At 62.4% G+C, this 10,882-nt stretch carries 7 protein-coding genes; 5 read left to right on the top strand and 2 right to left on the bottom strand.

Going from position 1 to position 10,882, the window contains the following annotated elements:
* The first annotated feature begins 391 nt into the window (after positions 1-391).
* The 4 genes from AC07OJ_RS30410 (at position 392) to AC07OJ_RS30395 (ending at position 6,385) form a co-directional block, all read left to right on the top strand.
* Positions 392-1,975 (top strand): BCCT family transporter, encoded by a 1,584-nt coding sequence (locus tag AC07OJ_RS30410; protein ID WP_495095777.1) that lies wholly within the window; start codon positions 392-394, stop codon positions 1,973-1,975.
* A gap of 85 nt (positions 1,976-2,060) precedes the next feature.
* Entirely contained in the window at positions 2,061-4,070 is a 2,010-nt protein-coding gene (locus tag AC07OJ_RS30405) for a CocE/NonD family hydrolase (protein WP_495095776.1), read from the top strand.
* Between the two features lie 82 nt (positions 4,071-4,152).
* On the top strand, positions 4,153-5,088 hold the full coding sequence (locus AC07OJ_RS30400; protein WP_262133817.1) for a LysR substrate-binding domain-containing protein: 936 nt from the start codon (positions 4,153-4,155) through the stop codon (positions 5,086-5,088).
* A 16-nt stretch (positions 5,089-5,104) separates the two neighbouring features.
* Complete coding sequence (locus AC07OJ_RS30395) at positions 5,105-6,385, top strand: MFS transporter (RefSeq protein ID WP_495095775.1); 1,281 nt, start codon at positions 5,105-5,107, stop codon at positions 6,383-6,385.
* A 228-nt stretch (positions 6,386-6,613) separates the two neighbouring features.
* On the opposite strand, the gene AC07OJ_RS30390 is transcribed toward AC07OJ_RS30395, so the two are convergent.
* Both AC07OJ_RS30390 and AC07OJ_RS30385 read right to left on the bottom strand, forming a co-directional pair.
* Entirely contained in the window at positions 6,614-7,780 is a 1,167-nt protein-coding gene (locus tag AC07OJ_RS30390; protein ID WP_106804654.1) for a catalase family protein, read from the bottom strand.
* Positions 7,777-9,585: a di-heme-cytochrome C peroxidase gene (locus AC07OJ_RS30385; protein WP_495095774.1), complete on the bottom strand. Its 1,809-nt coding sequence runs from the start codon at positions 9,583-9,585 to the stop codon at positions 7,777-7,779. The genes AC07OJ_RS30390 and AC07OJ_RS30385 overlap by 4 nt, the downstream gene beginning before the upstream one ends.
* 247 nt (positions 9,586-9,832) lie before the next feature.
* Between AC07OJ_RS30385 and bamJ the strand changes: the two genes are divergently transcribed.
* On the top strand, positions 9,833-10,564 hold the full coding sequence (bamJ, locus tag AC07OJ_RS30380) for a BamJ family beta-barrel-assembly machinery protein (protein WP_012723274.1): 732 nt from the start codon (positions 9,833-9,835) through the stop codon (positions 10,562-10,564).
* Positions 10,565-10,882: the final 318 nt, after the last annotated feature.

Below are 10,882 nucleotides of genomic sequence, written 5' to 3'. Positions count from 1 at the left end.
GCGGTAGTTCAGTCGGTTAGAATACCGGCCTGTCACGCCGGGGGTCGCGGGTTCGAGTCCCGTCCGCTGCGCCATATTCGGCAACCTGGAACACTGAACGCCAGGTCGCCACAAGAAGCCCGCTCATTGAGCGGGCTTTTTTTTGCCTGCGATTTGACCTCCCGTCACCTTGCCATGTGCACTGCAGGGGCATCCTGAACGGTGGGTACGCCATGACGTGGCGGAATACCCCCATGCCCATTGGTCGATTGCGCCTCCTGCCGCTTAAACGGTTATCTATAGCCACGCGAAGACTTCCAGGCGAGCTACCGCAGCAGGACGCTGTGGTGCCCGCTCTCTAACAATGGCCTGTCAAGGCGATAAAAATAGTCTGCAAGGGGAATGGCACTTGATGAAATATCCACTGCGTCCGTTGGTGTTCTGGCCAACGTTCCTGATCCTGCTGGCGGCAGTGATCGCCAGCTACATTGACCTGAATGCGTTCCTGACGGTCAGCAAACAGCTCAACAGCCTGATCCTGAACAACTTCTCCTGGTTGTTCAGCGCCGGCTCGTTCGCCATGGTGGTGTTGACTGCGATTGTCTACCTGTCGCCGCTGGGCAGGGTGCGTATCGGCGGCGAAGATGCCCAGCCCCTGCTGAGCAAGTGGCGCTGGTTCATGGTGGCGCTGTGCACCACCCTGGCGGTCGGTGTGTTGTTCTGGACCACCGCTGAACCGCTCTATCACCTCTACGGCCCCCCCACCAGCCTGCCCATCGAAGCAGGCAGCGGCGCGGCCAAAAGCTTTGCCATGTCGACGATGTTCCTGCACTGGACCATCACCCCCTACGCCATCTACCTGGTGCCCTCGCTGGTGTTTGCGCTGGTGTTCTACAACCGCCGCGGCAACTTCTCGATTGGTGCCATGCTCGAGCCGCTGCTGGGCGAGGCGCGGGTCAAGCGCTATGCCGGGTTGATCGACACCCTGGCGATGTTTGCCCTGGTGGCCGGCATGGCTTCGTCCCTGGGCACTGGCGCGCTGACCTTGTCGGGTGGCCTGAGCCAGTACATCGGCGGTGAAACCACACCCCTGCGCCTGGCGATCATCATCGCGATCATTGTCATCACCTTTGTCGCCTCGGCCGCCAGCGGCCTGCAGCGCGGCATTGTGATGCTGTCGTCGTTCAACACCTGGATCATGCTGGCCCTGGGGCTGTTCGTGCTGTTGTGCGGACCGACCCTGTACATGTTCAGCCTGGGCGTCGAGTCCCTGGGCATCTACCTCGACACCTTCTTCAGCCGCAGCCTGTTCACCGGCGCCGCCAGCGGCGACACCTGGCCACAGAGCTGGACCGTGTTCTACTGGTCGGTGTGGTTTGCCTGGGCACCGGTGAGTGCGCTGTTCCTCGGCAAGATCGGCCGCGGCTACACCGTGCGCGAATTCATTCATATCAACATGCTGTACCCGGCGTTGTTCACCGCGGTGTGGATCTGCATCTTCTCCGGCACCAGCCTGTACTTCGACGCCCTGGGCGACGGCAGCCTCAACCGCGTGCTGAACGAGCAGGGCGTGGAACATGTGCTGTACCAGATGTTCCAGCAATTGCCGGCCAGCGCCTTGATGGTCGCGTTCCTGCTGTTCGTGGCGTTCATCTCCTTCGTTACCGCCGCAGACTCCAGCACCGATGTGATCGCCAACCTGTGCAGCAAAGGCGTGACGGCCGATTCCGACCTGGACGGCAACCCGACATTGAAGATTGTGTGGGGGGTGATTATCGGCACGGTGTCGTGGGTGATGGTCGCCTTCATCGGCATCGACGGCGTGAAGATGCTCTCCAACCTCGGCGGTCTACCGGGGATGATCCTGGTGCTGCTGGCCAGTACCTCGCTGATCTTCTGGCTGAAGAACCCCACGTTACTCGAGGTGAAACGCCAGCATCCCGTCAGCGAACCCGACGTGCGTGACGTCGACCCCGTCGCGGCATACGCCCGCTAACTCTTGAAACTGTGTGCCTCCCCACGCGCTCCCTGGCGGGCGCGGGGGAGTCGTTTGTTTGCAATAAACGCGTTTGGAGCTACCGATGGAAATCGTTACCGAGTTTGTCTACAAGGTCCGTGAAATCGAGCATTGCCTGATCCCCTTGAAGGACGGCACCCAACTGGCCGCGCGCATCTGGCTGCCGGAAGTCGCCGGTTTGCAGACCTTTCCGGCGATCCTGGAATACCTGCCGTACCGCAAGCGCGACGGCACTGCCGTGCGCGATGCGCTGACCCACCCGTGGATGGCGGGCCAGGGTTATGTGTGTGTGCGCGTGGACATGCGTGGCAACGGCGAATCCGAAGGCCTGATGGCCGACGAATACCTGCTGCAGGAGCAGGACGACGCCCTCGAAGTGATCGACTGGTTGTGCCGGCAACCCTGGTGCGACGGCAACGTCGGCATGATGGGCATCTCGTGGGGCGGCTTCAACGGCCTGCAGGTCGCAGCGCGCCAGCCAGAGGCGTTGAAGGCGATCATCACCTTGTGCTCCACCGATGACCGCTTTGCCGATGACATCCACTACAAGGGCGGCAACCTGCTGATGGAGAACTTCGGCTGGGCCGCGACCATGCTCAATTTCAGCGCCGCGGTGCCCGATCCCCTGCTGGTGGGCGACGCCTGGAAAACCCTCTGGCACCAGCGCCTGGAGGGCATGCCGCTGCTCGCCGAAACCTGGCTGAAACATCAGACCCGCGATGACTATTGGCGCCACGGCTCGGTGTGCGAGGACTATTCGAAGATCAAGGCGGCGGTGTACGCCGTCGGTGGCTGGGGCGACGCTTACCGCAACACGGTCTCGCGCCTGATGGAGCACCTGCCGGGGCCGAGGAAGGCCATGATTGGCCCGTGGATTCACAAGTATCCGCATTTTGCCGTGCCGAATCCGGCCATCGGCTTCCTGCAAGAAGCCCTGCGCTGGTGGGATTACTGGCTTAAAGGTATCGAAAATGGCGTGATGGACACTGCCGCCTGCACCTTTTACCTACAGGATATTCTGTCACCCAAAGGCAGTTACGCCGAGCGTCCCGGCATTTGGGTGCAAACCTCGGGCTGGCCGGACCCGCAAGTGCAGTGGCGCGATTTCAGTCTCGACGAGCGCGGCCTCACGCCCGGCAATCACGCATTGGCCGCGCCCCGCAGCGTGTGCTCGCCGTTGACCACCGGCTTGCACCAGGGTGAATACTGCGCCATCTGGTTTGGCCCTGACGGGCCGACGGACCAGCGTCGCGATGATGCCCACTCGCTGTGCTTCGACTCCCAGCCGCTGACCGAACCCTTGGCGCTGTTGGGCGATGTGCGCCTCACGTTGCGCCTGGCCAGCGATACGACCTGTGGGCAATTGGTCGCGCGCCTGAATGCGGTGGCGCCGGATGGGCAGGTCACGCAGATCAGTTATGCCGTACTTAATCTCACTCTTCGCGAAGACTTTTCCCACGTCACACCGGTAGTTCCGGGTGAAGCGATGGACGTGCAGCTGAGCCTCGATCATATCGGCATGCGTTTGCCGGCCGGCTATCGCTTGCGCCTGGCCCTGAGCACCGCAAGTTTCCCGTTGCTGTGGCCGAGTCGCGAGCTGACCACGCTGACCTTGCTGCCGGGTGTGCAAAGCCTGCAACTGCCGGTATTCGTCGGCGAAGCGGTGGACTGCCCGTTCGAGGCGCCGCAATCGGCAACGCCGGCGGCCCTGGAAGTCTTGCGTGCCGCCGCGCCGAAACGCACCTTGATCGAAGACGTGGGCAGTGGCGAAGTCTGCGTGAAGATCGAAGACGACCTGGGGGCCGTGCGCTTTACCGATCACGGCCTGTCCGTGGACCAACGCTGCACCGAGCAATATCGCACCTTGCCCTGGGACCCGCTGTCCACCCGTGCCGATATCCAGTGGCACTATCGGGTGGGCCGCGATGCCTGGGAGGTGGAGGTGGAAAGCCGCCTGAGCGTGCACGCCGATGCCGAGTGGTTCTACGTCGAGGCGGAGCAGACGGCCTGGGAGAACGGCCAGTTGGAACACCGTCGGCAATGGAGCAAGCGCGTGGCCAGGGTCGCGCTGTGAGTCAGCAACTGGCAGGATGCCTGGCCACGTGATCTCTGCGGGCCCGGCCAAACCCGGGCCCGTTCTGCCATTGGAACCGCTTATGTCACGCCGAAACGTCGACCTTCCGCCCCTCAACTGCCTGCAGACGTTCGAAGCGGCGGCCCGTCATTTGAGTTTTACCCAGGCTGCCCATGAACTGAACCTGACCCAGAGCGCGGTCAGCCGCCAGATCAAGCGTCTGGAAGAAGACCTGGCGCGCCCGTTGTTCTACCGGCTGGCGCTGGGATTGAGCCTGACGCCCGCCGGGGTTCGCTACTTTCGGACCGTCCAGCGGCTGTTGCGCGAACTTGACCGCGAGTCCGCCGAGTTGCGCCGGCGCGGCGCCGATCGCCAATTGACCCTGGCCAGCACGCCGACCATCAGTTCGATCTGGCTCGCCGGCCTGCTGCCGGAGTTCCAGCGCGAACACCCGGACCTGGATATCCGCATCCTGTGCAGCGAAAGCCCTGATCATCTGGATGTGAGCGAGTATGACCTGGGCCTGTTCTATCACCTTGATGAGCTGCCGCCACCCCACGATCTGGAACTGTCGCCGGTGTTCGAGCGCGAGCAGGTCATCGCCGTGTGCAGCCCCGGTTATATCGAGCGTCACGGCCCGATCAGCGACGTGCAACAGTTGCTGCATGCCCATACGTTGCTGATCGTCGAGGACCACTCCCATGACTGGCTGACCTGGACCGACTGGTTCGCCGATGTCGGCGCCCATTACCACACCCCGCGTCATGCGTTGCGCACCAACAGCTATCAACTGTTGATGCAATCGGCGGTCATGGGCCACGGCGTGGCCCTGGGCTGGAAGAGTCTGCTGATGGGCGAACTGGCTGCCGGTCGCCTGCAGATGGCCTTGCCCCAAACCATGCACAGCCGGGGTCGCCTGCACCTGATGCAACCGCACCACCGCAACCTGCCCTCGGCTGCGCGCAGCTTTCGCCAATGGTTGCTGGCCCAGGCCAGCCATATGAACGACGCCCTCTAACCTTCGACTTGCCACCATGAACCTGACTTTCCTGACCTTCCCCGCGCTGTACAGCGCGACCATCCTGATGCTCACCGGCAACGGGCTGTTTTTCAGTTTTATCGGCCTGCGCCTGAGCAGCCAGGGCATCAACGAGCTGTGGATCGGCGCGCTGACGGCGGCGTACTACGGTGGCATGGTCTGCGGGGCCAAGTTCGGCCACCGCATGATCGCGGGCGTCGGGCATGTGCGCTCGTATGTGGCGTGCGCAGGCGTCGCTACCATCATCGTGCTGCTGCATCTGTTGTTCGAGCAGTTGGCGTTCTGGCTGGTGCTGCGATTCGTGATGGGCCTGGTCATGATGAACCAGTACATGGTCATTGAAAGCTGGCTGAACGAGCAGGCGGAAAACAACCAGCGCGGCGCGGTGTTTGCCGGCTACATGGTGGCGGTGTCCCTGGGCTTGATGTTGGGGCAGGGCGTATTGATCTGGCGCCCGGAGCTGGATTTCAAGCCGTTGATAATCGTGGCGATCTGCTTTGCCGCGTGCCTGCTGCCGGTGACTATGACCAAGCGTCTGCACCCGGCCAAGCTGGTGGCGGCGCCGCTGGAAGTGGGGTTTTTCTGGCGGCGGGTGCCGCAGGCGCTGACCACCGTGTTCGTCACCGGCCTGATGATCGGCGCGTTTTACGCGCTGGCTCCGGTATTCGCCACGCGCAACGGCCTGAGCACGGCCCAGGCCAGTACCTTCGTCGCGGTGTCGATCTTTGCCGGGCTGTGCGGGCAGTGGCCGATCGGCTGGCTGTCGGATCGCATTGATCGGTCCCGGTTGATCCGTAGCTGCGCCCTGGCCCTGGGGCTGGTGGTGATTCCGCTGTGGGGGCTGGTGCAACTGCCGTATGCCTTGTTGCTGGTGTTCGGCTTTCTCAGCGGTTTGCTGCTGTTCACGCTGTACCCGCTGGCGGTAGCGCTGGCCAATGACAACGTCGAACAGCCCCGGCGCGTGCCCTTGAGCGCGATGATGCTGGCGACCCACGGGATTGGCGCGTGCCTGGGGCCGATGCTCAGCGGCGCACTGATGAACAGCTACGGCCACGGTGCGTTCTACATGTTGTTTTCGGCCTGCGCGCTGTTGCTGATCTGGCGTGTACAGCCCAAGCAGGTCACCGGCGAGTATCGGGTCGAAGGCGCGCCGTTGCACCACGTGGCCATGCCGGAACATCCGATGGGGGCCATGGCTGCAGTGCTCGACCCACGGGTGGACGAGATCCCCGAAGAACTGGTGATCAACGACCCGGTACCCGATACCCGAGCCTGACGCCTACTTGGCTTTTTTCTTGCGCGTCTGGCGCGTGGCCAGGTGCTCGAAGCAAAATGAGGCGGTGCCGAACACGGCGATTATGGTCAGGACGAGCATGCCGAGGGTTGAGCTTTCCATGGAAAATGCCTACGTGATGGAGTAGGCATCCACGGTAGTTTCGCGCCGAAAATGGCTCAATAGACCCGACGCAATCCTTACGGCGCCGGGCCCGTTGTTACGCACTCTTTACGGGTTGTTGCGGCTGTGACGGTAATCGCTGACCGCTTCGTACACCGCCTTGCGCAAGCGGTTGATGCCGCCGATGGGGCGATGCTCCGCCACACCGAACCAGGGGTTGAACGACTGGTTGTCACACGCCAGGTTCTGCTCGGGGGTATCGAAATCCTGAGCCGGGATGCGCACCTTGGCCACGCTCTCATAGGGCGCATCACTCTCCTGCCATTCGATACTGGTGTCTTCGATCGGCATGAATTTCTGCGGGTTCTGTCGCTGGATCTGCAGCACGAAACACGCCGGCACGCGGTCGGTGGACAACTGTTGGCTCAAGGCGCTGCGCAGGAAGTTGGGCAGGTCCTGGTTCTGTTTGGGCAGCACGTATTCCGGGCAATCCTGCGGATCGGGTGCCACGCGGAACTTGGCGTTGGCCGCACCGAACTTATAGGGCGATACCGAAAAGTAAGTGGTCTGCGTCGGGCTGGCGGGGGCGGGTGCCAGGGTCGCCAGGGCGATAAACAGATGCCGTACCTGCCAACTGCGCGGGTCGACCTTGGGGAAGAACGCGAGGACTTTCTTGCCATCCGCTTGTGCGCCGATGTTCTGCGCGTATTCCGCCACATCGCTGACAAAGAAATTCGGGTGGCTGAACATCACGAAGTCCTGCTCTGTGCGGTTTTGCTGATCCGCCAGCAGTTGTTTGCCCGGCACATCCAGCAACTTCAGCGCCATGCCGCGGGCATCGCGGATGCTGTCGAACTGCGGGTAGGCGTTGCCGTTGGACAGCCGAATCAGCGCCTGCCAGGTCTTGCCCGGCTCGGCGAACACGCCCTGGCGCAAGGCCGGGTCCAGGTCCGCCAGCACACTGACTTCGGCCTTCACACAGCCATGCGCCTTGGCGTGGGCATCGCGCAGGTAGCGCGTGCCTTCGCGGTGCTGGTCAACGATGCGCACTGCTGTCTGGATAATGCCCTGGGTCATCGCCGCTTCACCTGGCGGGACCTGCTCGTTCGGTGAGACCGGGCCACTGTGCTGCCAGGCGTACCAGGCGGTCGCGGCGAGCCAGCCGAGCAGGCCCAGGCCGACCAGCCACAGCAGGGTCTTGCCGAGCCACGCGCCGAGGCGCAACCAGAGACGGGAGAGCAGGGAAGGTCGGTCGTATTGAGATCGGATAATCATGGCAGTTGTTGCTCCAGCGGGCCGCCCAGCACTTTCAGGTATTCCAGCAGCGCCCAGCGTTCCTGCGGCAGCAAGCCGCGGCCGATAACGCCGTTGCCACGTTGGCCGGCACGGAATTCGTGACCGCTGTTGTGGTTGCCGGTGAGTTTTGTATCGAACAGGAAGGCGTTCTTGAACACGGCAGTCTGGAAGCCCAGGTGGCGCGGGTCATAGTCGAACGTGCCTTTATAGAAGGTGGTGCTGCGCTCGTCCTGGGGCGAGAGCAATTGGTAGATCGTCGGCACCGAGCCGTTGTGCAGGAACGGCGGGGTGGCCCACACGCCGGCCAGCGGACGGGCCTTGTAGGCGCGCAGCTCACGCACGCCGATGGGCAGCCCATAGCCATCCAGCTGCGGGCGCTCGGCGGGGGTGACGCCGGCGGCGCGATAGGCGTGCTCTTCAACGAACGCCGTGACGTAGGCCAGGCCCTTGGCCACGGACATTTTTTTCAGGTCCAGTGGCTCGGTCGGCGTGGGGTGCAGCTCGACATTCAACTTGGCCAGCTCCGCCGGGTCCCACTGCAGGGCGCTGAGGTCATAGTGCTGGTCGGCAATGTTGCTGGCGGTGCCGGGGTCGGTGCCGATGTACTCCACCGGGAGCATTTTCAGTTGCTGGACCGGGCGGCCGTTTTCCTGGGTGAAGGTCGGCACATGGCAACCGGCGCAATTTTCCGCGAACAGTGCGCGGCCCTGGGCGGCGAGGGGCTTGTCGATGGCGCCGAACAGGTCTTCCGGCCAGGTCGGCGGTTTGAGCCGTTGCAGGGTTTCTTCGATCAGGTTGAGGTCGCGTACGCGCACGCTCGATGGGTAGCGCGCGTCACCCTGGAGCGGTTGGCCGGCGCTGTCGAAGAAGGTCAGGGTGGCGCCTACACCGAGGGCTTCGCCGATATTGCGCGCCATCGGCTGCTGGGCCGAGCCGTTCCATTGCACCCAGTCGAAGGTCCAGATATCCCACAGGTGCGGGTAGTCCACCGGCGCATTGGCGACGCGATAGTTGTCCGGCGAAATCGCGTCGCCGAAGCTGGCATTGGCGATGCGACCAAACGCGTCGGTACGGCCCGGGCCTTCTTCGGTGGGGTAGAGGCCGCGGTGGGTGTCGTTCCAGGCAACTTTCAGGAACTGGTTCAGCGACTGCTTGAAGTCCTGGCGCAGTTGGCTGTGCTGGGCATCGTACTGATCGCCGAGCACCTTGCGCGCGAAGCGCTCGAACTTCCACGGGTTGTAATACGTTGCCGCGAGGCTGGCGACGAGGGCCTGGCCGAAACTGCCGCCGCGCAACGTGGGCACACTGGACGGCAGCACATGCTGGGCCGAGCCGCCATCGATGCGCAGGGCCTGGCCCCTGAAGTGCAGCTCGCCGGTGTGGCAGGCGGCGCAGGTGATGTCCAGGTATTCAACGCTGCTGCCGGCGTTGGTGTGCCGGGCAAACCCCACCGGCAGGTTGCCGGGGTTTTGCGCGGTGGGCACCTGTTTGGGATCGACCAGGAAGCCGAAGCGCGCCAGGTACTCCGGCGTGGCGAAGCGTTGTTCGGAAAACGGCAGTTCCAGGGCAGTGAACCAGTTGTAATGCAGGCCCTTGACCTGGGTGCCCTGGGGCGTGAAGTAGTAGGTCTGGCGGTCGGCGGCACTCCATTGATCCTGGTAGTGCACCTGCTCCACGGGCACGTATTCCGGCAGCCTGGGGTTGAGGGTGTAATAGATCACCACGGCCAGGGCGAGCCCCAGCACAATGAATATCAACAGTAAAACACGGGAAAAAATGCGCAAGATAACTATCCTTGTCGAGTTGTCGCGTTGTTATGCCACTACGCCATAAGTGCGGCAAGTGGCCATGAGCCTGGTAGTAGGCGGTCCCACGATCCTTCGCGGGTCCCCATAATGAATGAAAATGCTTTTAAACACGTGAACTTATCGGAAGTTTCCTGCTCACATGCCGGTAGCCATTGGTCGTGGCCGCCTGATAAGCTCGCGACTTTATTCGAATGCCCTTTTGGCGCATGAACAAGGAAATAGCATGAAACAGCATCGGTTGGCGGCGGCGGTGGCCCTGGTTAGCCTGGTACTTGCGGGTTGTGATTCGCAGACCAGCGTAGAGCTGAAAACCCCGGCGCAGAAAGCTTCCTACGGTATCGGCCTGAACATGGGCAAAAGCCTTGCCCAGGAAGGCATGGATGACCTGGATTCCAAAGCGGTAGCCCAGGGCATCGAAGATGCCGTCGGAAAGAAAGAGCAGAAGCTCAAAGACGACGAGCTGGTTGAAGCGTTTGCCGCACTGCAGAAGCGTGCTGAAGAACGCATGACCAAGATGAGCGAAGAGTCGGCAGCCGCCGGCAAGAAATTCCTCGAAGACAATGCCAAGAAAGACGGCGTAGTCACCACCGCTTCCGGTCTGCAGTACAAGATCACCAAGAAAGCCGACGGCCCTCAGCCTAAGCCGACTGACGTGGTGACTGTGCACTACACCGGCAAGCTCACCAACGGCACCACCTTTGACAGCTCCGTGGATCGCGGTAGCCCGATTGACCTGCCGGTCAGCGGCGTGATCCCGGGTTGGGTCGAAGGCCTGCAACTGATGCACGTAGGCGAGAAGGTCGAGCTGTACATCCCGTCCGACCTGGCCTACGGCGCCCAGAGCCCGAGCCCGGCGATTCCAGCCAACTCGGTGCTGGTATTCGACCTGGAGCTGCTGGCCATCAAGGACCCAGCCAAGGCTGAAGCCCCTGCAGCACCTGCCGCCAAGAAGTAATCGGCACCTGAACACTCAACGCCCCGTCTCGACGGGGCGTTGTTGTTTCTGGCCCTCGGAAAACGCGTGCTCCACTGTAGGAGTCGGCTTGCCGGCGAAAAGCGCTGAGCCACTGCATTTTCTCCAGAATGCTGGCGTAATCGTTGATGCTCATGGCTGGCAAGCCAGCGCCTGCAGAAATCTGATCGAACCCATGATGGGTCGTGGAGTCTGATATAAGACTCGAGTACGGGTAGCCGCACATCTACGCCAAGTCAATGAAATCTTGGGTTTTTTTAATGTGCGCAAAAAACGCCCGATCTGACTGTAAGCCTTGTA

Source organism: Pseudomonas sp. GW821-FHT09C08 (assembly GCF_059418125.1).
Note: the sequence above shows the minus strand (reverse complement) of the source record. Positions and strands in the feature narration are given on the sequence as shown.

Excerpts from the sequence above, each read along its gene's own strand:
- AC07OJ_RS30410 (WP_495095777.1), top strand. The coding sequence starts at position 392 with ATGAAATATCCACTGCGTCCGTTGGTGTTCTGGCCAACGTTCCTGATC.
- AC07OJ_RS30405 (WP_495095776.1), top strand. The coding sequence starts at position 2,061 with ATGGAAATCGTTACCGAGTTTGTCTACAAGGTCCGTGAAATCGAGCAT.
- AC07OJ_RS30400 (WP_262133817.1), top strand. The coding sequence starts at position 4,153 with ATGTCACGCCGAAACGTCGACCTTCCGCCCCTCAACTGCCTGCAGACG.
- AC07OJ_RS30395 (WP_495095775.1), top strand. The coding sequence starts at position 5,105 with ATGAACCTGACTTTCCTGACCTTCCCCGCGCTGTACAGCGCGACCATC.
- AC07OJ_RS30390 (WP_106804654.1), bottom strand. The coding sequence starts at position 7,780 with ATGATTATCCGATCTCAATACGACCGACCTTCCCTGCTCTCCCGTCTC.
- bamJ (WP_012723274.1), top strand. The coding sequence starts at position 9,833 with ATGAAACAGCATCGGTTGGCGGCGGCGGTGGCCCTGGTTAGCCTGGTA.